Below are 24489 nucleotides of genomic sequence, written 5' to 3' on the forward strand. Positions count from 1 at the left end.
GTCATTCCCGCGAAGGCGGGAATCTTTTTAATTAAACTTAAACGTTACAAGAATGGATTCCTGCCTCCGCAGGAATGACAAACCTTATAGGCCAATATAATATTCATTCACCAATTCAATAACACTTTCAACAGTTGGTACTTTTGCAATCCTTACATCATCAAAATGTTTTTTGGCTTCGATTGCCGTGGTATCACCAATACAAAAAGCAATACCATTAGCGTGGTTGTTTTCTAAATAACTCTGCACGGTAGAAGGACTATAAAACATGACACCTTCAACGGAATCAGAAATTTTTAAAGCATCAAATTTTGTTTGATACGCTTCTACTTCGGTTACTTTAATATTGTTCTCTTCTAAAATAGTTGGTAAATCATCTAATCTTAAATCACTACAAAAATAGGTGACTTCAGCACCTTCCATGTATTCTACTAAATAATGAGCCAGCTTTTTAGCGCTATTCTCAGAATGGGTTACTTTACCAATCTTTTTTTCAACTAATTGTTTGGTACGTCTGCCAACACAATATATGTTTTTAAATTGTAATTCTATGGCAGAATAATTTGTAGTTAAAGATTCCACGGCATTTTTACTGGTTATTACCACATTTTTGATTTCATTTTTGAGGAAACGTGGATGAATTCTATTCAAACTTATTTTTATGAAGTCGGCACTATCAACCACTACTTTTTCATGAAATAAAAGTCGTTGTCCTTCCGTAAGTGATTTGGTTGAATACACATTCGTTTTTTTATTGGAATGCTTGATGGTATCCATAAGGCGTTTGCCACCACGTTCTATAACGAAATTGGCACAGAAGTCTGCCATATCATGATGTTCGCCCAATTTTTTTACTCTTGTAACATCAATCCTTTTTGAACCATCGGTGCTTAATAACACACCTTTAAAATTCACTTCTTCATTTTTAATATATGCCAATGCGCCGATAGGGGCAGAACAACCGCCTTCCAACTTATTTAAAAATGCGCGTTCGATAGAAGTGCATATTTCGGTTTCTTCATGGTTAAGTTCTTTGCAAATAGTCCTTATCTCTTCGTCCTCTTGTAAAGCCGTAATCATAATGGCGCCTTGGGCTGGTGCGGGAACCATCCATTCTAAATTAATGGCTTCTTCGGGTCGTAAACCAATTCTTCCTATACCGGCAGCAGCAAAAATAGCACCATTCCAATCCTCATTATCTTCTAACTTTTGTAAACGGGAATTTACGTTGCCTCTTAAATCTACAATCGTGTGTGTTGGAAATCTATTTAGCCACTGTGCACGTCTACGCAAACTTCCTGTGGCAATAATGGCTTTTTTTGAACTTAAAAACTCTTCATTATCCTTAAAAATCAGTGTATCTTGTACGTTCCCACGTTTTATAACAGCTGCTTGAACAATCCCTTTTGGTAAAACGGTTGGAACGTCTTTCAACGAATGTACAGCGATATCAATATCATGGTTTAACATGGCAATATCTAAAGTACGGGTAAAAATACCTGTAATTCCGAGTTCGTATAAAGGTTTATCTAACACCAAATCACCCGTAGATTTTATAGGGACTAATTGTGTTTTATGCCCTAAATTTTCGAGTAGGCTTTGCACTATTTTGGCTTGCCACAAGGCTAATTCACTATCACGAGTACCTATTTTTATTATTCTAGACATGTATTAAAGTTCAATTTTTTTATGGATGTAGGTTATAATTTAACTATTGATTTTAGCTTATGTTCCAATTTTAGTAATGTTATCATTTAAGCCAAAAACCACTAAAACATCATCGGTTTCAATAATGGTATCCCCTGATGGAATTCCAATAACCTCTAACTGAGTTGTAGAAACGCCAATCAAATTCTTTTTCTCTTTTTTACGTAAGATGGTTACAATGTTTAAGTTGTAATGGTTTCTAAAATTCAAGTCTAAAATAGTTTTTCCAACAAAAGCAAGTGGTGTTTTAACTTCAGAAATAGAATAGCGATTATCAATTTTAAAATTATCTATAATGTTTTTTAAATTGAGTTTGTGCGTTAGCTTGTCGGCAGCTTCTTGTTCTGGGTGCACAATAAAATCAATACCCATAGCTTGTAAAACAGTATCATGTATAGGAGAAAGTGATCGGCTTATTACCTTTGCTGTTGTTAACTTTTTAATAATGGCAGTGGTTATAATGGCAGCACCTTCATTCTCCCCAATAGCGATTACAGCGATGTCTGTTTGTTTTATTGGTAAGGCTTGATAGGCTTGTTCGTTGGTGGAATCCAAACAGATGCTATGCGATATTTTGTCTTTTATTAAATTAACTTTTTCCATTTTATAGTCAACTCCAATCACTTCATTGCCTGTTTCCGTTAGACTTAAAGCTAAAGACATTCCAAAATTACCTAGACCAAAAATGATGACTTTCATCTTGCTTAATTTTTAATTTATTAAAATGTTTTCCTGTGGATATTGATAGAATTTTTGTCCTATTTGCCCTAGCATACCAAACAGCAAGTTTAGCATACCTATCCTACCTATAAACATAACGATTATTATAACAATTTTACTATTGTATGATAGAGTCGGTGTTACATTTAAGCTTAAACCAACAGTACTGTATGCTGAAAAACACTCAAAAGCTATTTCTAAAAGTGTTTTGTTAGGTTCAAAAAAGAGCAATAAAATAATGGCCATTCCTATAACAATCAATGAAATCGATATAATGGCAAAAGCTTTATTTACAGTGCTACTTGAAATTTCCCTTGAGTTAATTTCTATTCTTTTTTTCCCTTTAGCTGTAGCAAAAATATTTAATGTGGCTATGGCAAAGGTACTGGTTTTTATACCACCTCCAGTTGAAGCGGGTGACGCTCCAATCCACATCAATAACATCACAAAAAGTAACGAAGGGGTTGCTACCTGCGTATAATCAATAGTATTAAATCCAGCTGTTCTTGGGGTTACTGAAGAAAACATAGCAGTTGTTATTCTGCCAAAGGCAGAGGTATGTTCTTTAAGCGTGTAGTTTGCTTCAAAAAAGTAAAAATAAATAAATCCAGATACCAGTAAAATGCTAGTTGTAACCAAAATTAGTTTAGAGTTTAGGGTAACAACTCTAACCGATTTTAGTTTTTTGGTTTTATAAAATAAATTAACAATAAAATTTTTCAAGTAGGTTAGAATGTTAAATACAATATTATAGCCCAAACCACCAAAAATAATAAGTATCATAATGACCCATTGTAAAGAGTATTCAAAACGAAGGCCCGGATCGTAAAAACTAGTTGACGATGTAGAAAAACCAGCATTACAAAAAGCAGACACAGCATGGAAAATAGAGAAAAACATCTTGTTTTCGACAGCCGTAACGTCATTCACTGAGCCATAGATTAAAAAAGCCCCAACGCATTCTATCCCTAAAGTAAACAAAACAATTTTTACTGCTATTTTAAAAACATCTTGCAAATTTTCTGAAGCTGTAAAATCCTTTAAATACATGCCTTCACTAAACGAAGAACTTTCTTTAAAGAAATAAGCAAAAAAAGATGTAAAGGTTAATATGCCTAACCCACCAATCTGAATTAAGACCATAATAACAGTTTGCCCAAGTTGTGTAAAATCGTTTGCAGTATCTAAAACGGCCAATCCAGTAACGCAAATAGCACTTGTTGAGGTAAAAAGGGCATCAATAAAAGAAATGCCATTGGTGGTTACTTTTGGCAACATTAAAAAGAGGGCCCCAATAAGTGAGAAAATGGCAAAACTGCCAACAAATAAAATGGCAGGATTAAAATAAATTTTATAGATATACTTAATTAAAAACGTAAGTCTTATTAACAAATAAAAGAAGAATCCTATTTCAAAAATAACTTTGGTTTTTCCAGTAAGCTCTATAATTGAAAGGTCGTAATTATATAGTATAAATAGTGTGGCTGTTATTAAAGTTGATAGAAGAAAAATGATGTTAAACTTGACTGATTTCCTCGAGCTTTTATCTTTAAACTGATAGCTTTTCATCACATTAAAAGCTATTAATATAACGGCTATAACAAAGAACCCTAATAGTTTATAAGGTTTATAATCATCATCAATTGAGAAGCCAAAATCAAAGATTAAGAAGAACAGAATGAATATATCTAAAAACCGATATAGATTTGTAAAGATTTTGTTGTTTTTCATCTTAATATTAAAACTTTAGGTTTTTTACTTATTCTTTTAGTTAAAATCTAACCTAATTAAGAATAAGTAACAAATGTAAAAGTTTTAAACATTTGTTGGAGTTTCTTCTAGCTGAAATACTTTTTTAATAAACTCTAAACTTTCGTCAGTAGACATGTTATCATTTTTTAAATGATAGGCAAAATGATTGGTTATTTTTTGAATGAGATTATTACTAATCAATTCAGCCTGAACTTCATTAAAATCTGAAAGTTTTTTGCGTTGGGTATCTAATTCTAAAGTTGCAAAATCAAGCAATTTATGCTTTAGGGCTTTTATGGTTGGTGCAAATTTTCTAGTTTCCAACCAATCATTAAACTCCATGTTCACTTCTTTAATTATGGCTTCGGCAAAAGGAATATGCGCTTTTCTCTTTTCTAAAGTCCCATCGGTAATTTGAGAAAGATGATCTAGATGAACCAATTTAACATTAGGTAAATCTTCCACATTTTCATCTACATTTTTAGGAATGGACAAATCTAAAATCAGCAGTGGTTTTTTTGTTTGTATAATATGTTTATCAATCGTAGGTCGATGAGCACCAGTGGCTACAATTAATATATCAGATTTGCTTATTTCTTCTTGTAAATTGGCATAATCCCTAACAATTAAATTAAACTTTCCAGCTATTTGTTCTGCCTTGGTTTTTGTTCTGTTTATTAGAGTAATATGCTCGTTTTTTGTATGTTTCACTAAGTTTTCGCAGGTGTTTCTGCCTATTTTACCAGTGCCAAAAAGTATTATATTTTTATTTTTAATATCTTCAACCGTATTAAAAATATATTGAACAGACGCAAAAGACACCGATGTTGCACCAGAGGATAAGTCCGTTTCGGTTTTAATGCGTTTACTAGCTTGAATGACAGAATTTACAAGACGCTCGATAAAATGATTCAATAAGCCATTTTTTCTAGAGAGTTTAGCACTGTGCTTAAGCTGGCTAATAATTTCAAAATCACCTAGAATTTGACTATCTAACCCAGAACCCACTCTAAACATATGGGTTATGGCATCATTGTTTTTATAAATATAAGCCACTTCTTGAAATTCTTCAACCGTACCATTAGTGTTATCACACAGTAATTTTATAAGTTGGTAGGGGTGTTGGGCAAAACCATAAATTTCAGTTCGGTTACAAGTAGATGTAACAATTAAACTCTCAATATTTTCAGTTATAGCTTGAGTTAGCAGCGCTGTTTTCGAGTTTTCATCCAAACTAAAGCGCCCTCTTATGTCTGCATCGGCTTTTTTATAGCTCAAACCAATGGCATAAAAATTAGTACTTTTGGATATGTTGTATTGCTGCATGCTTTTAAACTCGAAATTTCTCAGGCAAATGTATGTCGATGGCTATTAAAAAAATAACGCTCAAAGAACTTTTAATATCGTTTGTGGTTTTTTAGTTTGTTTTTTGGCAAAAATATGATTTTTGTCATATTTTAGCATATTATACGGTAGTTTTAACAAATTTATTTATAACGAATCTAAATAAGATGACTGTGGTGGATGATAAAAGTCAAGTAAAAAATGTCGCTAAAAGTTCTTTTGATGAAACAAAAGTGGATGATGGATTTTTTATTTTGACATATAAAAATGACCAAAGTGTCGTTCAAAGCCTTGTTAAAGAGATGCATAGTGATTTTATTCAATTTCACTTTTGCATTAAAGGGTCTTGTAAATTTGTATTTAATGAAGGCAGGTATTCCTTAAATATACTTGAAGAAAACTCATTACTTTTATATAATCCGCAGCGTGAATTACCAATCAACTTGGATGTAAACCCCAATTCATGGATTGTTACGGTGCTTATATCCATAAAAAAATTTCATGGTTTGTTTTCGCAAGAAGCCGATTATATCTCGTTTTTAAACGAAGATAATAAAGACAAAAAATATTATAAAGATGGTGTTATTTCTCCATCCTTGGCCATTGTATTAAACCAGTTAATAAACTATAATTTAAATCAAACGATTAAAAACCTCTATTATAAAGGCAAAGCTTATGAACTTTTAAGCTTATATTTTAATAGGAATGAAGATGCCAATATTGAACAGTGTCCGTTTTTAGTTGACGAAACCAACGTCATTAAAATAAGAAAAGCAAAAGATATTATAATTTCCCGCTTGGCTGAACCACCAAGTTTGCAAGAACTTGCAGATGAAATAGGACTGAATCTTAAAAAACTTAAAGAAGGGTTTAAGCAAATTTATGGGGATTCGGTATTTAGTTTTTTATTTGATTATAAAATGGAAGTCGCCAGAAAATTATTAGAGTCTGGCGAGAATAATGTGAATGAAGTAGGCCTTAAAGTTGGTTACAGCACCGCAAGCCATTTTATAGCTGCTTTTAAAAAGAAATACGGCACCACGCCGAAAAAATATATCATGTCTTTAAATTGATTTTTTATGAAATCGCCGTGAGCAACAAGTTTATTGAAAACCAACACCAATCAATTAAGGCGATACCATATGACCTAAAAAATAATAAATATTTACATATGAAAAATATTTTAATAGTTATCACTGTTTTTTTTAGCCTATCGTGCAATACTTCCGATAATGACAATAATCCAGACAATGTACTAACGGATAAAGTGCTTGTTTTTACAAAAACAAGCGGGTTCAGACATCAATCTATAGCAATAGGAATAAAAACTATTAAGGATTTAGGCAAGCAAAACAATTTTGATGTCACACAAACTGAAGATGCGAGTTTATTTTCTACAGAAAATTTAAAACAATACCAATTGGTTATTTTTCTAAACACCACAGGCGATGTTTTAAATGCCAATCAAGAACAAGCTTTTAAAACATTTATTAATAATGGCGGAAGTTTTATGGGAGTTCATTCAGCCACCGATACCGAATATGAATGGGCTTGGTACGGAGAACTCGTTGGGGCTTATTTTTTAAACCACCCAGAGCAATCTACTGCCACCATAACTCGACTTAACAGTACGCATCCATCTACCCAACATTTGCCAGAACAATGGACTCGATACGATGAGTGGTATAATTTTAAATCGATTAGTGAAGATATAAATGTATTGTTAAATCTAGACGAATCGACTTATGAAGGTGGAGAAAACGGCGCAAATCATCCCATAGCGTGGTACCATGAATATGATGGTGGCAGATCGTTTTACACCGCTTTGGGGCATACCAATGAGTCGTATGCAGAACCAGAATTTAAACAACATTTGTTGGGAGGTATTTTGTATGGTTTAAAGCGGTAATTTTATAATAAAAAAAGTTTAAGAAATGATGTATTTAACTCCAGAAATCGAAGCACTATCTAAAAACATGGGCACTAAATCCTTGGTTCGTTCTAATATCTCTTGTGGTATTTTTCAAGATTGTGATTACAGTGAAGAACGGCCTAAATTATATTACCAACAAAAATTAGAGAATACTGAGGGTTAATTTAGTATTATTCAAATAATTATAAAATTGCAAATGAAAAAAGGTGTACTTCTTGTAAATCTTGGTTCTCCCGATAGCCCAGAACCAAAAGATGTAAAAAAATATTTGGGCGAGTTTTTAATGGACGAGCGTGTTATTGATATTCCTTACTTAGCACGAACGGCACTTGTTAAAGGCATTATTTTAAAAACACGCCCCAAACAGTCAGCCGCAGCCTATAAAAAAATATGGTGGGAAGAGGGTTCGCCATTAATCGTGCTATCAAAAAGACTTCAAAAAGCCATTCAAAAGGATGTAGAAATTCCCGTGGCTTTAGCGATGCGTTATGGAAGTATGACCATAAAAAAAGGACTTCAGGAATTGGTTGATAAAGGGGTTGATGAGGTGTTGTTGTTTCCGTTATATCCACAATTTGCGATGGCTACCACCGAGACGATTACAGTTTTAGCGGAAGAATTACGTACAGAGCATTTCCCTTCTTTAAAAATAGAGTCAGTTCCAGCATTTTACAATAAACCAGATTATATAGAAGTGCTTTCAAATTCCATAAAAAAATATTTAGAAGGGAAAAGCCCTGATCATATTTTGTTTTCTTACCATGGTGTTCCAGAACGCCATATTAGGAAGAGCGATGTTACAAAATCGCATTGTAAGATTGATGGCACTTGTTGCATCACTCCAAGTAAAGCCCACGAGTTTTGTTATCGACATCAATGTTTGGAGGTCACCAGATTGGTTGCCGAAAAACTCCAGTTAAAAGAAGGCGCTTATTCAACATCATTTCAATCTAGATTGGGGTTCGATCCGTGGTTACAACCTTATACAGATAGGACTATTGAGCGATTGGGCAAAAATGGCATTAAAAACATGGCGATTGTAACGCCTGCATTTGTGAGCGATTGCCTTGAAACGCTTGAAGAAATAGCTATGGAAGGCGAAGAAATCTTTCATGAAATGGGTGGAAACGAATTTACAACAGTACCATGTTTGAATGATGATGCAGAATGGGTAACATTACTATCAAAATGGATTAATAACTGGTCGGTTTCTAAAACTCAAATGGTATAATTAATGGGAAAAGTAACCTCCCAAGATTTAGGGACACAATCCATCAGTAAATTGCTTATTAAACAAGCGCTTCCTGCATCCATAGGTATTTTAGTGATGTCTTTAAATATTTTGGTGGATACTATTTTTGTGGGCCATTGGATAGGTTCTATAGCCATAGCTGCCATTAATGTGGTGTTACCGGTGTCCTTTTTTATTGCCGCTTTGGGAATGGCAATTGGTATTGGAGGCTCTTCCATTATATCAAGGGCTTTGGGTTCAGAGAATAAAAGTAAAGCACTAAGAACGTTTGGCAATCAAGTCACCTTAACATTATTGCTAACTGTAACCATGGCCATTCTAGGGTTATGGTTTACGGACTCCATCATTGACTCATTTGGAGGTAAGGGCGCTATTTTTGAACCAGCAAAAGTTTATTATAAAATTGTGCTTTATGGCGTTCCGTTTTTAGCCTTGAGTATGATGGGGAATACGGTTATTAGGGCAGAAGGAAAACCTAAATTTGCCATGTATGCCATGATGATTCCATCGGTTAGCAATTTACTTTTAGATTATATTTTTATAAATGTGTTGGGTTATGGTATGGAAGGCGCCGCTTGGGCAACTACGATATCTTACGGATTTTGTTTCATCTACATCATTTGGTTTTTTAAGTCAAGGCATTCCGAATTAAAAATTGGGTTTTCACATTTCGGATTAAATTTAGGTATTGTAAAAGAAATAAGTTCGTTAGGTTTTGTAACTTTAGCTAGACAAGCAGTGGTAAGCATTACGTACTTATTTATGAATAATATTTTATACCATTTAGGTGGCGAAATTTCGGTAACGGCCTATGCTATTGTTGGTCGCATGCTCATGTTTGCCATGTTTCCTGTTTTAGGAGTCACCCAAGGGTTTTTGCCCATTGCGGGCTTTAATTATGGAGCCCAGAATTACGCCAGAGTAAGGGAAACCATTAATACGGCTATAAAATATGCATCCATCTTAGCGACTTTTGTGTTTCTTATTTTAATGATTTTTCCAGAAGCTATTACTAGAATGTTTACAACCGATGTTGAGGTTATTAACCAAACTCCAAGTGCGATGCGTTGGGTATTTGCAGCAACGCCCATTATAGCTGTTCAGTTAATAGGGGCAGCGTATTTTCAGGCGATAGGAAAAGCAACACCTGCACTCTTATTAACCTTAACAAGGCAGGGTTTTTTCTTTATTCCACTCATTTTAATACTTCCAAAGTTTTTTGGAGAATTAGGTGTATGGATGTCATTTCCCATTTCAGATGTCCTTTCAACTATAGTGACGGCATATTTTTTAAATCGCGAAATCGTCAAGACGCTTAAACCAGATGTACAAGTTTCAGAATCAATATCATAAATTATGACATACTTTTATATTAAATCACTTCACCTCATTTTTGTTATCACATGGTTTGCAGGCTTATTTTATATCCCCCGTTTGTTTGTGTATCAAATAGAAGCGTTTCATAAACCGTCGCCCGACAAAGAGATTTTAGGAAAACAGCTAAAGCTGATGACAAAACGTTTATGGTTTATCATTACCTGGCCATCAGCTATTTTATCCACGATATTTGCTATATGGTTGCTTATTTTACAACCGTTTTGGTTAGAACAGGGATGGATGCACGTAAAATTGGCCTTTGTAGTTTTGCTCATCATTTACCATTTAAAAACACACCAGTATTACAACCAACTTCAAAATGATGTGGTTAATAAAACATCTAGTTTTATGCGTATTTGGAATGAAGGCGCTACCTTCATCCTGTTCGCGGTGGTTTTTTTGGTCATTCTGAAAAGTGCCTTAGATTGGGTTTATGGCGTTGTTGGAATGATAGTTTTAGGCATTCTTATTATGTTAGGTTTTAAACTTTACAAGAATTTCAGGGAAAAAAATCCAGATGCTTAATCCTTAAATTTTTTAATCAGTAACTAGTATTGTTGTGGGTTTTCAGGAAGATAGTTTTTTAAATTCCCGCATAACGTGTTTGGTTTGATTATTGCTATATTTATGCCATATTCTTTTTAATGAAACTAAGAAAACTATCCCTTCGGACACGTATTTTTATAGCCATGATACTCTTGGTAGTATTGGCGTCTGTACTTGTTGCTTATGTGGCTATTTATCAATATAAAGGTGAAAAAGAGGAATACCATAAAGAAAGGTTAGAACAGAAAGAAGAAGATATTAAAACCCATATTAGTCGTGTTTTAAACGGAAAGCAAAATACTTGGGAAGTGATAACTGAGAATATTCCGATAATCTTTAAAGAGGAATTAAGCAATATCGCAGATATTCATAAGCTTCAAATCAACTTATACGATTTAGAAGGCTCTCTTTTAATTACCTCCAAAGCAAATTTAAAGCACGACGAAAAAGATCAATGTATAGAAGCTGAAATACTAAATGCTATTTCAAATACGGCCACGCATAGATTTGTAGACAGACATGTATCTAACGGCGTCACATTTCAGTCTTCGTATTCTTATATAACCGATGCTAAGTTTAAGCGTATAGCCATTATTAACCTCCCTTATTTAGAGCAGGACGATTTTCTAACGGATGAACTTAACAAGTTTTTAATGCGATTAGGGTATGCTTATTTGTTTATCTTAATTATGGCGATTAGCATCGCTTTCCTACTGTCTAAGTACATTACAAAATCAATCAAGACCATCAGTGATAAAATAAACACCACGCGCCTTGAAAAGAGAAACGAACGTATAGAAATAGAGGACACCAGTCAAGAAATATCAACATTGGTGAGCTCCTACAATAGTATGATTGATGAATTAGAGGAAAGTGCCGTAAAACTGGCGACAAGTGAAAGAGAACAAGCATGGAGGGAAATGGCTAAACAAGTCGCTCATGAAATTAAAAATCCGTTAACGCCCATGCGATTGACCGTTCAAAATTTTCAGCGGAAATTTGATCCTCAAGACGAAAACATTCATTTAAAGGTAGATGAATATACCAAAACCTTGATTCAGCAAATAGATACCATGAGTTCCATTGCTTCTGCATTTTCCAATTTTGCGAAAATGCCGGCGCAACAAAATGAAACGTTGAATGTGGTCAGCATTGTAAAATTGGCCTTGGATATTTTTAATGAAGATTACATTTTTTTCACATCCGATAAGGTTGAAATTATTGCCAAGTTTGATAGAACCCAACTAATAAGAGTGGTCACCAATTTGGTGAAAAACGCCATTCAAGCGATTTCAGAGGATAGAAAACCAAGAATTATTGTCAATGTAAGTGCTAAAGAAAGCAATGTTATCATCACTGTTTCAGATAATGGGGTTGGCGTTTCAGAAGAAAACAAAGAAAAAGTATTTGAGCCTAAATTCACCACCAAAACAAGTGGCATGGGACTAGGTTTGGCAATGGTTAAAAATATAGTAGAAACCTATAATGGCACGATAACTTTTGAAACCGAGAAAGATAGAGGAACAACGTTTAAAGTTACTTTTCCTAGAGTATAAAACTATAAATCCTTATTGTTTAAACATTTAAACTTGGCATTTTTTGATTTTTTTGTTCACTTACTTAAAAATATTCGTAATTTTAAAAGGCAAAATACCAACTAAACAAAAACAAACCGATGGAAAAAATCAATAGAAGAACATTTAATATTAAATTAACGCAAGCCATGGCTGGTGCTGCACTATTATCCAATATACCTTTAAGTTACGGGCTTAATTCTGGTAAACAAGATAAAAAATTAGGCATTGCTTTAGTGGGCTTGGGTGGTTATAGTGGCGGACAATTAGCACCTGCTTTGCTGAAAGCAGAACATTGCTATTTAGCTGGAATTGTTACAGGAACACCATCAAAGGAAAAGGAATGGATGGATAAATACAGCATTTCAAAAGAGAATGTTTACAATTACGAGAACTTTGATGAGATAGCTAAAAATAAAGCAATTGATATTGTGTACGTCGTTTTGCCAAATAGCATGCATGCAGAGTTTTGTATCCGTGCCGCAAAAGCTGGTAAACATGTGATTACCGAAAAACCCATGGCTGTAAGTGTTGCCGAATGTGATGCTATTATTAAAGCTTGTAATGATGCTGGCGTAAAATTAGGGGTTGGTTACCGTATGCAAACAGATCCTTATACCAATGAAATTAAAAGATTGGTAGCCGAAAAACCTATGGGAGAAGTGCAATATATATCCTCTGATGCTGGGTTTGTTTCTGCTAATAACCCCACGCAGTGGCGTTTAAATAAAACATTATCTGGAGGTGGAGCCTTAATGGATATGGGCGTTTATGCCATTCAAAGCAGTATTTATGGTGCTGGTGCCAATCCAGTGTCTATTGCAGCACAAGAGTTTAAAACCAGACCCGATTATTTTGTGGGTGTGGATGAATCTATCACGGCTCAAATGAAATTTTCCAATAATGTGGTTGGCAATATGTTTACATCATACAACGCCAACGCCAATCGGCTTTTTGTGAGTTTTAGACGTGGCTGGGCAGAACTAAATCCATGCCATAGTTACGGGCCTTTATCGGGACGTACCTCCCGAGGCGAAGAAATCAAATTCCCTTACGAGAGACATTATCAACAAACCATACAAATGGACTCTTTTGCAAAACATGTATTAACAGGAAGCACCAACTTTGCGCCTGGAGAGATGGGAAAACGAGACATCATTATTGTGGAAGCCATTTATAAATCCATTAAAGAAGGTGGAAAAACCATTCCATTGGATTTAGGGGATATGGGCATTGTTAAGGTTTAACGAACGTGTTATCAATAAGAAATATAGTATTTTGTGGATTTTTAAGTTGCCATTTGGCGGTTTTTGCACAATTAAAAGTTGATCATGGTGTTTATCAAGTGGATTTTTTGGATGATGAAAATGAAGGGATTCAGTACACGCTTACTTTAAATGAAGACCATACTTTTAAGTTTCATTTCTTTAGAAAGCCCAAGGGTGCTAACAATCCACAAGAAAATTATTATGCGAAAGGCACCTGGGCTTCAGAGAACAACTCGATTTTTTTTGATGCGGAGGACGTTTTGGATTTGAATGAAGAATACACCCTTAACCTCAAAAACTCTAAAGCAAGGTTTAATACAAAATCACCTAGAGATGTGTCCGCAAGAGTTGTAAAAACCTCCATAAAATTTTACGATTCTGAACTATTTTGGGTAAAAGGATTAGAACTTTTTAAAATATAAACTTAGTGACATACAATCATATTTTATCAAAATCAACAGATACTATTACGCTCATTTCTATTAATAGACCAAGCAAACTCAATGCTTTAAACATAGAAACGATTGAAGAGCTTCATCATGCCCTGAAAAAAGCCAATAAGGATAAAAATACCAAAGTCATTATTATTACAGGAAGCGGCGAAAAAGCCTTTGTAGCGGGGGCCGATATTAGCGAATTTGCCGATTTTAATGAAGATGAAGGAAAAAATTTAGCGACTAGCGGCCAAGAATTGTTATTTGATTTTATTGAAAATCTCCCAACTCCCGTAATAGCTGCCATAAACGGTTTTGCGCTTGGTGGTGGACTAGAATTAGCCATGGCATGCCATTTTAGAGTGGCGAGCGATAACGCCAAAATGGGCTTGCCAGAAGTGTCTTTGGGCGTTATTCCCGGTTATGGTGGCACACAACGGTTGCCACAATTAATTGGAAAAGGGCGCGCCATGGAACTTATTTTAACCGCAGGCATGATTGATGCCAATCAAGCATTGGCGTACGGATTGGTAAATCATGTCACCACACAAGCCGAGTTACTGCCTTTTTGTGAAAAGATTGCCAGTAAAATTACCAGAAACTCACCTGTTGCCATAAGTGCCGCCATCAAGGCGATTAATGCGCATTATGAAGATGGCATTAACGGTTTTGAAGTGGAAATAGAAGAATTTGGAAACTGCTTTGGAACCGATGATTTTGCTGAAGGGACATCAGCATTTTTAGAAAAGCGGAAGGCTGATTTTTCTGGGGAATAGGGTTTTTGGGTTGTTTTTACGTTTCATTAGAAGCTGTTATATGTCGTTTTTATTGCTCGTTCCATTTTTTAGGGAATTTTTCGCCAAAACTATTATACCGTTTGTTAGCATTTAAGATTATTAGATTTTCTCTTGTGCGCGTCAATGCAGTATAAACTAATGCGTCTAGCCTTTTATTAGTTTCGGGTGCTTTTGCTGGAATAAATAAAACAATATTCAATAGCTCCCAACCTTTAAAACTGTGGATTGTCGACATTTTTAGTCTGCCGTCACCCATCCAAAAAGCTTTTTTGTGAGGATGGTACCTTGCTTCTGTGTCTTCTTCAAAAACGTGATTAACTTCGACCTGTTTATCTCTAAACAAGTCAACTCCCGCTTTACCTAATTTGTGACTAGGTAAAAGAATTACCATATCGGAAGCACTATAACCTTCCTTTTTAAGTCTTAGAAACGCATTGTAAATAAAATACTGCCATTCATTCTCGTTAATATTCAACCAAATGATATGTTGGGAATGCAACAAAACTGGATTGTCTTCAATTCTACCAACTTTTAATTCTTGATTTAGGTCAAAATCCACACTAAACTCGTTGGACATTACAGCCACTCGTTTAGGAAGTCTGAAAGTCACTGTCAAGTCAATATATGGTTCCTTGAATTTGTCAAGACCTTCTTTTGTAACTCTTTTATCCAGCCAATCTAGTTCTCTATCAAAAATATTTTGTCGCTTATCACATACTATCATCACTTCATCACGACTATTCAAAAAATATTTGTTAAGTAAAAAATACCAATCGAAATGATAATCCTGTCCTTCATCAATCAGAATTGCATCATATTTTTGGTATTGTTTTTCGCTAATAGCTTCAATTACTGCATTAGGAACGGTTACCTTAAAAAAGTATTCTAACGCACTATCATAATCTTCCTGACTTCCATAATCTTTTCTTTGTGGTGATTTTGGCCATTTTCTTTCAAACTCATTTAGTCTATCCTTACAAAATCCGTGAAAATGTGTGAAAGTGAATTTGCCCCAACTGAAATTAAAGGGGGAACGAGCAATCATATCTTTTACATAATGCCATAGAGTGATATTGAAAGATATAACCAACACATTAAAACCTTGTGACGCTAATTTTCCTGCTCGATAAGCAAGAGCTTGTGTCTTTCCACTACCAGCAACACCCCTTACACGATAATGACCACTTTTAGGTTCTGCGACCTTAACTTGATTTCCTTTTAGTTTTAAAATAGTTCCTTGTTCTATACTATGAAATGGAGGATTAAGCCAAAATAAAATGTCAACATTCCATTTTCTGTTCCAATAATTACTACTACTAATTTCTACGTCAGGAACAATTTCTTTAAGACGATTTTCGACTAAATAGTCAAAACCAAAAAAGGGGAAGTATTTGAAGTTTTTAATTTTTGTTCCCAGTTTATCTTGGCAGACTTCTGTCTTTGCCTTATGGAAATAAACACCAGTTTTTATTAAGCCAAAGTTTCTTTCGTTTAGGTCAATAGTTTCTCCAATACTTGGAACAAGTTGCCCAATTAGTTTTTCTTTATAATGTTGAACTTGGTCTATTGGACTTTTTACAGGATATGAACCACGTCCGTCATTTACAAAAAGTCCTTCTCCTTTTTTCCATTCATAGTTGTCAAGGTTCCAGTCTTTTACTTCGTAAATTACTAGTCCAACTTGTGGATTGAAAATAATTAAGTCTGGTCGTGTTCCATTTAAAAAGGGTTGGGCAAATATCAACCAACCTTTGTAGTTTTCAAGTTTGTCTCCACTTTTCCATTGTGCGTCTTTTGGTAAATAGTTGTCTAGATATTTCAATAGAGCTCTTTCTCCCGCTGTCAGAGGATTGTTTTGCTCTTCTAATTGTTGCCAAGTTGGGTAAAGTCGATTTTCCAATGTCTGCTTTTTTTAAAATGGCTTACAGCTTTTAAGATAAGGTAGTTACAATTATCTATTTCGTCAATTAAACGAAGTACGACATTATTTCCCACAAAGTCAAAATAAATGTAATCCACTTTGTTAATAACCCAACCTAATTTTAACAATTTCCGTTTTAAATAATAAGTAACTTTATAAAGTTACTACACAACCAACTCCAAATACTTAATATTATGAATCCCAAATCCACCATAAAAGGCCGTGGAGCGCAACTAAATGTGCCTAATCGGTTCTTTGAACTCAGTCACGAAATGCGTGACGATTTTCTGGAATTTTGCCATAAAGAAGGCGAAGAAAGCGACAAAAATAAAACGTTGTATTTAGAGGTGTTCCCTAAAACCATCGTGAATAAAGTGGAAAGCCCTGATATTGGTATGGCGTATTCCATGAATCCGTACCAAGGGTGCGAACACGGCTGTATTTATTGTTATGCCCGAAATAGCCACGAATATTGGGGTTATAGTGCGGGCTTGGATTTTGAGCGTCGTATTTTAGTAAAGAAAGATGCGCCTAAACTTTTAGAAGAATTAATAAAAAAGAAAACGTGGAAAACGCATCCTATTGTGATGTCTGGAAACACCGATTGTTACCAACCCGCCGAGAAACAGTTTGAAATTACAAGAAAGTGTTTGGAAGTGTTTCTAAAATATAAACACCCCGTAGCCATTATTACCAAAAATGCCTTGATTTTACGAGATTTGGAGCTTTTGAAAGCATTGGGAAAAGATAATTTAATAGGCGTGAATATATCCATAACCTCATTATCTGAAGATATCAGGCGTGTTTTAGAACCAAGAACCACCACCATTGCAAAAAGACTGGAAACCGTTAAAACACTGAGCGAAAACGGTATTCCGGTAAATGTGATGTTAGCACCCATTATTCCATCCATTAATAGTCATGAAATTTTGCCGTTGGCAAAAGTCGTTTCAGAACATGGAGCCTTATCTATCGCCCATACTATTGTAAGACTTAATGGCGCGATTGGCGAAATTTTTACGGATTGGATTAAAAAAACCATGCCCGATCGGGCAGATAAAGTATTGCATCAAATAGAAAGTTGCCATGGTGGTAATTTAAACGACAGCCGTTACGGTACCAGAATGCATGGTGAAGGGAAAATAGCGGAGCAAATTAATAGCTTAGTAAAAATGGCAAGGCACAAATATTTTAAAGGAAAAGTGATGCCCAAACTGAATTTAGAGTTGCACGAGCAGTTTAAAGATGGGCAATTGAGATTGTTTTAAACAAAAAAAGTGAGCCACCACAGCTCACTTTTACCAACTAAACTAAATAAGACATTAAACTAATTATTAATGAATTTTGTAAATTCCCTACCACTGGTAGTGAATACTAATTTATAGTCACCACTTTTTAAATCGTCTGTCAATTTGTAAACTCTTTCGATGTTTTTAGTGCCTTTAATAGTTTCTGTAAGCACTAACTCAGAACTGTTTCCTTTTTCATAGTAAACTTCAATTTTTAAAGGTTCGTTGTTAAGAGCCAATTTAGAAACAAATACTAAATCACCTTTAACCCTTACTGTAGGTTTAAAAATAGTGTTTGCCATGTCAGTATCAAACTTAATGGTGTTAGACTCCACAGTAAAAGGAATCACTTTTATTTGTACTTCAGCATCCAATTCAAAATGATAAGAACCATCAGGTAAAGCAGTTAAATCAAATCCTTTAGCGTAAAGACCATTTGCTATAATAAGTTCTTCGTATAATTTAACACCGTAACTATCTTTAATATATAACGTGTTTCCTTCTTTAACATAATCTAATGTAAGAGATGTTTTTTTAGCATTGCTTGCAAGTCTAAAAAATGGAGTTCCTTCGTTTGCGAAACTTAACGAGGCAGCAAGCATTGCTACCATTAAGATTCCTTTTTTTGTGTTTTCAATTACTTTTTTCATGATTTGGTATTTTTAACGTTCAACACCACAAAGGTATGTGGTATGGGAAGCCTACAAAACATTGATTTTTACATATTTATATGCTATTTTATCTGTTATTATAACATTAAGTTTATGTAAAGTTAATTTAGCATAGAAGTGTGTTAATTGGCTATATTACCTGAAAGAAACCACAACAAGTTATAAACCATCAATATAATAAGGATATAAATAAGAGCTTTTGTTTAAGAGGAATGACACTTGAAAAGTAACCTTAGAATAGGTACATAGAAACCATTTTGTTAAAGCAAAACGATTTTATTCCTTAATTGAGAAACAAGATTAAAAGGATCTCAATGTTTTGAATGTCCATCATACATTATATATGAATATAGGTTGTTAGATTGAGAGAGTAGTCGAAACCTTATATTAAGGTAGAAACCTGAATAAGCTTGGGATTGAGTTTTAAATAATGTATTATTATGGATGGTGGACAATGTAACACTGTTTAGTTAGAATATGAACAAAAAAAAAGTGAGCCACCACAGCTCACTTTTTACCAACTAAACTAAATAAGACATTAAACTAATTATTAATGATTTTTGTAAATTCCCTACCACTAGTGGTGAACACTAATTTATAATCACCAGTTTTTAGACCAGTTAACCTATAAACTCTTTCAATACATTTTGTGTCTTTAATAGTTTCTGTTAGCATAAGCTCAGAATTATTAGATCCTTCAAAATAAATATCAATCTTTAAGGGTTCATCGTTTAAAGTAAGTTGAGAAACAAACACTAAATTACCTTGAACCCTAGCTACAGGTTTAAAAATGGATTTTTCCATATCCTTTTTAAAAACCACATTATTGGACTCAACTGTAAACGGAATTGTTTTTATTTCTATATCGCTATCAAGTTCGAAAATATAGTCTCCATTTGGCAGCGCTGTTAAATCGAACCCTTTAGTATAGATTCCTGTTGTTTGTATCAGTTCTTTATATAATATCATACCATTATCGTCTTTAATAGACAATAGGTTTCCTTTCTTTACAAGTGATAAAGTAAGTGAGGTTCTTTCGGATTCATTTTTAATTGAAAAAAATGGGGTTCCTTCTTTTGCGAAACTTAACGAGGCAGCAAGCATAGCTACCATTAAGATTCCTTTTTTTGTGTTTTTAATTACTTTTTTCATGATTTGGTATTTTTTAACGTTCAACACCACAAAGGTATACAGGTTTTGAAGTCTGTAAAACATTGATTTTTACTTATTTATGTGCTATTTTATCTGTTATTTTTTTATTATCTTTGTGTTAAATCAATTTAGCATAGAAGCTGGTTAAATAGCCATATTATATGAAATGAATTACAAATTGGAATAATGTGCGCTAAAGAAGTTTAAGGGAGTGGGTTGTTGTTTAGATGTTGAATACAATTTTTATAAGAATAGGCATAAAAAAAAGTGAGCCACCACAGCTCACTTTAACCAACTAAACTAAATAAGACATTAAACTAATTATTAATGAATTTTGTAAACTCCTTTTTAGAGTTAAAATATATTTTAATTTTTATTATCTAATTTTATTGATAATGATTTTCTATAAAAGCTTCTAATGTTTAAATAGAAATTTCATTAGTATTATCAATATTGAAAAACAATTTTCCTGTTATGAAACCTTTGTTAGGTGTTAAGGATTTTTCAATAAGTTTTTATCAATATTTGATAGTACAAATTTATGGTATATGTTAAAGGAGCAAAACATCTAATTTGACCACTTTATGTGTTATATTAACTATTAATGTAGTGTTAAATCAATGTTAAGTTAAAATAACATACATTTGAGGCAAATGTATATATATTTATCATTTAATATATTGTAATTTTGTGGTAGAATAAATTGTATTATGATTAACAAAAAACCTACTTTTAGGAAGCTTACCCCAAGTTTCGGAAGTTCTATATTAGTAAAACAACATATAGATACTGTAGATAAGAACGGGGCATATTGGCACTTTCACCCAGAGCTAGAACTTGTTTATATCAATAAAGGACAAGGGAAAACACACATAGGAAACCATTTATCGTATTTTAATAATAGCCAATTAATACTTATTGGATCCAATTTACCACACAATGGATTTACCGATAGGTTAACCGCAAACGGAACAGAAACAACCATTCAATTTAAATCTAATTTTTTAGGGGAAGACTTTCTCAATATTCCTGAAACTGCTGCCATTGCATCATTATTCCAAAGAGCCAAACAAGGGATTCGCTTTAAAATGGAAACTAAGGCAGTTATTGGTAGTAAAATTGAAAATTTAATGGAGTATACAGGTTTAGAGAGGGTTATAAAATTTTTAGAAATTTTAAACTACCTAGCCTTTACGGACGATTACACATTATTAAACGCTGATGGGTTTGCTTTTGAAACAGAAGCTCAGGATAGTGGCAAAATCGATATTATTTTTAAATACGTTAATACAAATTTCCAAAACCATATTAGTTTAGATGAAATTGCCGATAAGGTTAGTATGACAGTGCCAGCATTTTGTAGATACTTTAAAAAAGCAACAGGAAAAACATTTACGCAATTAGTAAATGAATATAGAGTTGTACATGCTACAAAACTACTTATTGAAAGCCAAATGAGTATTACTGATATCTGTTTTGAATGTGGGTTTAATAATTTTTCCCATTTTAATAAGACGTTTAATGATATAACAGGAAAAAGCGCATCACATTACAGGAAAGAAATTAAATTGATCATCCAATAGTTTAATTAAGTACAAGTTTTACACTTTTTTGAACTATTTTATTATCTGTTGTAAATGTTAATGTCCCAAATATAAACTTAGAACTAAGCGAATTATTTTGATTTAGTATAAGATTTACAGAATTAATACCCACGCTGAAATTAGCATTATTTTCCAATAATTTCCTGCCTAAAATATCATAAAGTTCAATATTTAATTCACCTGAAAATTCAGAAGTAAAATCAATATTAACATGATCTTTAGCGGGATTTGGATGAATTTTTAAACCATTAACATAATTAGTTGAAACCTCTTCTATGCTCAAAGACCCACTCAAGCACGTGGTCTCAGCTATATTTTTATTTAGGACTCTATTGAATAAAATCTCATGTCCAATATTATTGACATGAATACCATCACCAGCATGAACCGATTCTATAATATTTCCATTTACATCGGCTATGCCGTCCCAAAAATCTATTGACTTGTCTAGATAGGTTGTTATGAGGGCATCCCTAACATCAGTTTGGATTTGATTCTCGGAAGCATCAAAGGAATTTCTTGGTTGGGGTGTGGCTATCCATACGGGTACCGGTGTCGAATTGTTTGATGCAGAAGTATTTAGTACATCATAGTTTTCTAACTGCGCATTAACGGTATAGCCATTATTCGTGTCGTTTGAAGGCATATTAATTATAATTGCCGTCGGGTTATGGGACAACGCTTTTGTTATATTTTTATCCTCATCAATGGTAACATTTACACCATTAGGGATTGTTGTTCCTGTTGGCAGTATGTGGTACGTAGTATATCCAGGAGTACTCAAATTAATAACATTGAGTTTTGTGTTTTTTTGAAATATGGCAGTATGATATAAATTTACCCAAGAATTTTCTATAGGGTCTGCCCCAGTACCCAATGATGTGGAAGAGCCTAAAACAACAATGGTACAAGAAGATGTATCTTGAGAGATTTCAAATACGTTATTGCTTGTATCTACAGTTGTATTAGAAGTAGCACGAACTAACGATTGTAAAGAGGCTGTATTGGGAATGGTCCATTCATAGCTTTCGTTTGTATTGGGAACAGTTGCAATAGATATCCAAGAATTGCCATTATCTAGAGAGTACTCTAAATCAATATTCGATGATAAGCCACTACTATCCCATGTAATTGAAGGTGTTTTTCCAGCCTGCCAAAATTCATTCCCATTTGGGGCGGTAATTGTTATAGATTGTCCATATACAGAAAGGGAAAAGATACTTACAAAAATAAAATAGAGAATTTTTCTCATAGAGGTTAAGATGTGTAACATTAATGGATTTGGGAATTAGCATGCTAATTTAATATAAAGAAATCGTTATGTCATCTATTCGACGATTAAAAGCACTTTTAATTGTATGAGATAACTTTTTTAGACACCCAATTTTAACAAAATGGTTTAAATTGTAGAAAATATAAATTAAAGAATAATTAATGCCATTCCTTGTAAAATTGGTCTAAAAACTGCAACATATAATTATGGCGTTCCAAAGCGATGGCGTGCCCAGTTTTTGTATTCATTTTATCTTTAAGACGTAATAATTTTTCGTAAAAATGATTTATGGAAGGAGCTGTAGATACTTTATATTCCTCTTTAGTCATATTAAGATTAGGCTTAATATCTGGATTGTAAATGAGTCTGTTTTTAAATCCGCCATAGTTAAAACAACGTGCGATACCAATAGCTCCCATGGCATCTAATCTATCGGCATCTTGAACCACATATAATTCGGGCGAACTAAATTTTTGTGCTTCATTACCGCCTTTAAAAGATATGTTTTCTATTATTTTTATAACGTGCTCAATAATAGCGGAATCCACATTGATTTTAAATAAAAATTCCCGTGCTATTTTAGGTCCTATGGTTTCATCTCCACCATGAAATTTACTATCGGCAATATCATGTAATAAAGCTCCAAGCGACACCACAAATACATCTGTTTTTTCACCTTTTGCGATAAGCAAGGAATTATTATAAACCCTAAGGGTGTGAAACCAATCATGGCCACCTTCAGCGTTTACCAGGGTTTCTTTTGCAAAAACCATGGTCTTATTAATTTGTTCCTGTTCAGTCATGGTATAAAAATAAAAATTCCTTTCTGTTTGGAAAGGAATTAATTTTATTAGGAAGTCATTATGATTTTAAAGTTGCAGGCTCTACCCACTTAAACTGATATGAGTTTTGGGGTATTTTGATTCTGTCAGCCAATCGTGTCATTCTCTCGGGTAATTTCATTAAATAATCCCGAGCTTTTTCGGCGTCATCATCAAGACCAGTTACTTTGTCAATTTCCCAACGCTCAATGAGTTTTTGTAAAATATCCACATAATCTTTGGATGTATAAACACCAATGCGTTGTGCCGTATTTGAAAACTCTTCAAAGGCTGTGCCTATTTTATCGCCAGACTCTCTTAAAAAATGTGCTGGCATCGTAATTTTTTGTTTCATCATATATTGAAACGCCATCATCATTTGGCTAGGGTCTACCTTAAAAATACGCTCAACAAATTCTGAGTAGGCATGGTGGTGCCTCATTTCATCCCCAGAAATAATTTTACACATTTTACCTAATTGTTTGTTTCCGCTTTTACTTGCAATTTTTGCAACTCTATTATGGGAAACATAGGTAGCCAACTCCTGAAAACTGGTATAAACAAAGTTTTTGTATGGGTCTCTATCAGTACCGATATCAAAACCATCTGCAATTAAATGCTGCGTGGTTTTTTCAATTTCTTTCATATTAACACGCCCAGATAAATAAAGATACTTGTTTAATACGTCACCATGGCGATTTTCTTCAGCAGTCCATTGTTTCACCCATTTAGACCAGCCATTTCCGCCTTCACTAACTTGGTCAACACCCTCAACATCCATAAGCCAAGATTCATAGGTTGGCAACGCTTCTTCAGTAATCATATCGCCCACAAGAACCACCCAAAAATCGTATGGTAATTCTTTTGACAGTTCCCTAATCTCTCTAACTTCTTCAAAAAAGGCTTGGTCATCCCCTTCAGAATTTGGCAAAAAATCTGTTGGTTGCCAAATACTATCTATAGGAATAAGGTATTTTTCTATAAGAGAATCGACATCTTTTTCCAAAAACTTCATGACTTCAAATCTCACATTTTTCAACGACATAACTATATT

The 24489-nt window shown here is 33.8% G+C and carries 22 protein-coding genes; 12 read left to right on the forward strand and 10 right to left on the reverse strand.

The genetic code is table 11. From position 1 onward, the window contains the following. Window positions 1-84: 84 nt before the first annotated feature. From hemC to hemA, 4 genes are all read right to left on the reverse strand, one after another. Entirely contained in the window at window positions 85-1668 is a 1584-nt protein-coding gene (gene hemC / locus CDH49_RS02805) for a hydroxymethylbilane synthase (protein WP_100613773.1), read from the reverse strand. 57 nt (window positions 1669-1725) lie between these two features. Further along, complete coding sequence (locus CDH49_RS02810; RefSeq protein WP_100613774.1) at window positions 1726-2406, reverse strand: potassium channel family protein; 681 nt, start codon at window positions 2404-2406, stop codon at window positions 1726-1728. Between the two features lie 12 nt (window positions 2407-2418). Further along, complete coding sequence (locus tag CDH49_RS02815; protein WP_100613775.1) at window positions 2419-4158, reverse strand: TrkH family potassium uptake protein; 1740 nt, start codon at window positions 4156-4158, stop codon at window positions 2419-2421. A gap of 84 nt (window positions 4159-4242) precedes the next feature. Then, window positions 4243-5505, reverse strand: a complete 1263-nt coding sequence (gene hemA / locus CDH49_RS02820; protein WP_100613776.1) for a glutamyl-tRNA reductase — start codon at window positions 5503-5505, stop codon at window positions 4243-4245. Between the two features lie 185 nt (window positions 5506-5690). Between hemA and CDH49_RS02825 the strand changes: the two genes are divergently transcribed. From CDH49_RS02825 to CDH49_RS02865, 10 genes are all read left to right on the forward strand, one after another. Further along, entirely contained in the window at window positions 5691-6596 is a 906-nt protein-coding gene (locus tag CDH49_RS02825) for an AraC family transcriptional regulator (protein ID WP_100613777.1), read from the forward strand. A 98-nt stretch (window positions 6597-6694) separates the two neighbouring features. Beyond that, the gene (locus CDH49_RS02830) at window positions 6695-7432 is read left to right on the forward strand and encodes a ThuA domain-containing protein (RefSeq protein ID WP_100614465.1); all 738 of its coding nucleotides are present in this window, start codon (window positions 6695-6697) and stop codon (window positions 7430-7432) included. 25 nt (window positions 7433-7457) lie between these two features. Continuing rightward, a complete protein-coding gene (locus tag CDH49_RS15730; protein WP_193434708.1) occupies window positions 7458-7619 on the forward strand; it encodes a hypothetical protein in 162 nt (53 codons plus the stop codon). A 33-nt stretch (window positions 7620-7652) separates the two neighbouring features. After that, window positions 7653-8687 carry a ferrochelatase gene (hemH, locus tag CDH49_RS02835; protein ID WP_100613778.1) on the forward strand — a complete coding sequence of 345 codons (1035 nt, stop codon included), beginning with the start codon at window positions 7653-7655 and terminating at the stop codon, window positions 8685-8687. 3 nt (window positions 8688-8690) lie between these two features. Continuing rightward, window positions 8691-10061 carry an MATE family efflux transporter gene (locus CDH49_RS02840; RefSeq protein WP_100613779.1) on the forward strand — a complete coding sequence of 457 codons (1371 nt, stop codon included), beginning with the start codon at window positions 8691-8693 and terminating at the stop codon, window positions 10059-10061. A gap of 3 nt (window positions 10062-10064) precedes the next feature. Next, entirely contained in the window at window positions 10065-10610 is a 546-nt protein-coding gene (locus CDH49_RS02845; protein WP_100613780.1) for a CopD family protein, read from the forward strand. 119 nt (window positions 10611-10729) lie between these two features. Beyond that, window positions 10730-12187 (forward strand): sensor histidine kinase, encoded by a 1458-nt coding sequence (locus CDH49_RS02850; protein ID WP_100613781.1) that lies wholly within the window; start codon window positions 10730-10732, stop codon window positions 12185-12187. 119 nt (window positions 12188-12306) lie between these two features. Continuing rightward, window positions 12307-13452 (forward strand): Gfo/Idh/MocA family protein, encoded by a 1146-nt coding sequence (locus CDH49_RS02855; protein WP_100613782.1) that lies wholly within the window; start codon window positions 12307-12309, stop codon window positions 13450-13452. A 5-nt stretch (window positions 13453-13457) separates the two neighbouring features. After that, window positions 13458-13895 (forward strand): copper resistance protein NlpE N-terminal domain-containing protein, encoded by a 438-nt coding sequence (locus CDH49_RS02860; RefSeq protein ID WP_157805266.1) that lies wholly within the window; start codon window positions 13458-13460, stop codon window positions 13893-13895. Between the two features lie 5 nt (window positions 13896-13900). After that, window positions 13901-14683 (forward strand): enoyl-CoA hydratase/isomerase family protein, encoded by a 783-nt coding sequence (locus CDH49_RS02865; protein WP_100613784.1) that lies wholly within the window; start codon window positions 13901-13903, stop codon window positions 14681-14683. A gap of 49 nt (window positions 14684-14732) precedes the next feature. Here CDH49_RS02865 and CDH49_RS02870 read toward each other — a convergent pair whose 3' ends face one another. After that, the gene (locus CDH49_RS02870; RefSeq protein ID WP_100613785.1) at window positions 14733-16604 is read right to left on the reverse strand and encodes a DEAD/DEAH box helicase; all 1872 of its coding nucleotides are present in this window, start codon (window positions 16602-16604) and stop codon (window positions 14733-14735) included. A gap of 215 nt (window positions 16605-16819) precedes the next feature. On the opposite strand from CDH49_RS02870, the gene CDH49_RS02875 reads away from it, so the two are divergent. Continuing rightward, window positions 16820-17893 carry a PA0069 family radical SAM protein gene (locus CDH49_RS02875; RefSeq protein WP_100613786.1) on the forward strand — a complete coding sequence of 358 codons (1074 nt, stop codon included), beginning with the start codon at window positions 16820-16822 and terminating at the stop codon, window positions 17891-17893. 59 nt (window positions 17894-17952) lie between these two features. On the opposite strand, the gene CDH49_RS02880 is transcribed toward CDH49_RS02875, so the two are convergent. Further along, a complete protein-coding gene (locus CDH49_RS02880; protein WP_100613787.1) occupies window positions 17953-18564 on the reverse strand; it encodes a hypothetical protein in 612 nt (203 codons plus the stop codon). A gap of 564 nt (window positions 18565-19128) precedes the next feature. Continuing rightward, entirely contained in the window at window positions 19129-19737 is a 609-nt protein-coding gene (locus tag CDH49_RS02885; RefSeq protein WP_100613788.1) for a hypothetical protein, read from the reverse strand. A gap of 710 nt (window positions 19738-20447) precedes the next feature. On the opposite strand from CDH49_RS02885, the gene CDH49_RS02890 reads away from it, so the two are divergent. Then, window positions 20448-21320, forward strand: a complete 873-nt coding sequence (locus CDH49_RS02890; protein WP_100613789.1) for an AraC family transcriptional regulator — start codon at window positions 20448-20450, stop codon at window positions 21318-21320. A gap of 1 nt (window position 21321) precedes the next feature. Here CDH49_RS02890 and CDH49_RS02895 read toward each other — a convergent pair whose 3' ends face one another. The 3 genes from CDH49_RS02895 to CDH49_RS02905 all read right to left on the reverse strand — a co-directional run bounded on the left by CDH49_RS02895 (window position 21322) and on the right by CDH49_RS02905 (window position 24480). Beyond that, a complete protein-coding gene (locus tag CDH49_RS02895; RefSeq protein WP_162296707.1) occupies window positions 21322-22593 on the reverse strand; it encodes an SGNH/GDSL hydrolase family protein in 1272 nt (423 codons plus the stop codon). 179 nt (window positions 22594-22772) lie between these two features. Beyond that, a complete protein-coding gene (locus CDH49_RS02900; protein ID WP_100613791.1) occupies window positions 22773-23417 on the reverse strand; it encodes an HD domain-containing protein in 645 nt (214 codons plus the stop codon). Window positions 23418-23475: 58 nt separating this feature from the next. Continuing rightward, window positions 23476-24480, reverse strand: a complete 1005-nt coding sequence (locus CDH49_RS02905) for an acyl-ACP desaturase (protein ID WP_100613792.1) — start codon at window positions 24478-24480, stop codon at window positions 23476-23478. Window positions 24481-24489 lie beyond the last annotated feature (9 nt).

Origin of the sequence: Confluentibacter citreus, assembly GCF_002807055.1 — a bacterium.
Classification (GTDB): Bacteria; Bacteroidota; Bacteroidia; order Flavobacteriales; family Flavobacteriaceae; genus Confluentibacter; species Confluentibacter citreus.

Bases quoted from the DNA above. Each gene is read 5' to 3' on its own strand.
- CDH49_RS02825 (WP_100613777.1), top strand. From the start codon at position 5,691: ATGACTGTGGTGGATGATAAAAGTCAAGTAAAAAATGTCGCTAAAAGT.
- hemA (WP_100613776.1), bottom strand. From the start codon at position 5,505: ATGCAGCAATACAACATATCCAAAAGTACTAATTTTTATGCCATTGGT.
- CDH49_RS15730 (WP_193434708.1), top strand. From the start codon at position 7,458: ATGATGTATTTAACTCCAGAAATCGAAGCACTATCTAAAAACATGGGC.
- CDH49_RS02840 (WP_100613779.1), top strand. From the start codon at position 8,691: ATGGGAAAAGTAACCTCCCAAGATTTAGGGACACAATCCATCAGTAAA.
- CDH49_RS02895 (WP_162296707.1), bottom strand. From the start codon at position 22,593: ATGAGAAAAATTCTCTATTTTATTTTTGTAAGTATCTTTTCCCTTTCT.
- CDH49_RS02810 (WP_100613774.1), bottom strand. From the start codon at position 2,406: ATGAAAGTCATCATTTTTGGTCTAGGTAATTTTGGAATGTCTTTAGCT.
- hemC (WP_100613773.1), bottom strand. From the start codon at position 1,668: ATGTCTAGAATAATAAAAATAGGTACTCGTGATAGTGAATTAGCCTTG.
- CDH49_RS02900 (WP_100613791.1), bottom strand. From the start codon at position 23,417: ATGACTGAACAGGAACAAATTAATAAGACCATGGTTTTTGCAAAAGAA.
- CDH49_RS02905 (WP_100613792.1), bottom strand. From the start codon at position 24,480: ATGTCGTTGAAAAATGTGAGATTTGAAGTCATGAAGTTTTTGGAAAAA.
- CDH49_RS02885 (WP_100613788.1), bottom strand. From the start codon at position 19,737: ATGAAAAAAGTAATTAAAAACACAAAAAAAGGAATCTTAATGGTAGCT.
- CDH49_RS02880 (WP_100613787.1), bottom strand. From the start codon at position 18,564: ATGAAAAAAGTAATTGAAAACACAAAAAAAGGAATCTTAATGGTAGCA.
- CDH49_RS02830 (WP_100614465.1), top strand. From the start codon at position 6,695: ATGAAAAATATTTTAATAGTTATCACTGTTTTTTTTAGCCTATCGTGC.
- CDH49_RS02850 (WP_100613781.1), top strand. From the start codon at position 10,730: ATGAAACTAAGAAAACTATCCCTTCGGACACGTATTTTTATAGCCATG.
- CDH49_RS02815 (WP_100613775.1), bottom strand. From the start codon at position 4,158: ATGAAAAACAACAAAATCTTTACAAATCTATATCGGTTTTTAGATATA.
- hemH (WP_100613778.1), top strand. From the start codon at position 7,653: ATGAAAAAAGGTGTACTTCTTGTAAATCTTGGTTCTCCCGATAGCCCA.
- CDH49_RS02875 (WP_100613786.1), top strand. From the start codon at position 16,820: ATGAATCCCAAATCCACCATAAAAGGCCGTGGAGCGCAACTAAATGTG.
- CDH49_RS02855 (WP_100613782.1), top strand. From the start codon at position 12,307: ATGGAAAAAATCAATAGAAGAACATTTAATATTAAATTAACGCAAGCC.
- CDH49_RS02890 (WP_100613789.1), top strand. From the start codon at position 20,448: ATGATTAACAAAAAACCTACTTTTAGGAAGCTTACCCCAAGTTTCGGA.
- CDH49_RS02845 (WP_100613780.1), top strand. From the start codon at position 10,065: ATGACATACTTTTATATTAAATCACTTCACCTCATTTTTGTTATCACA.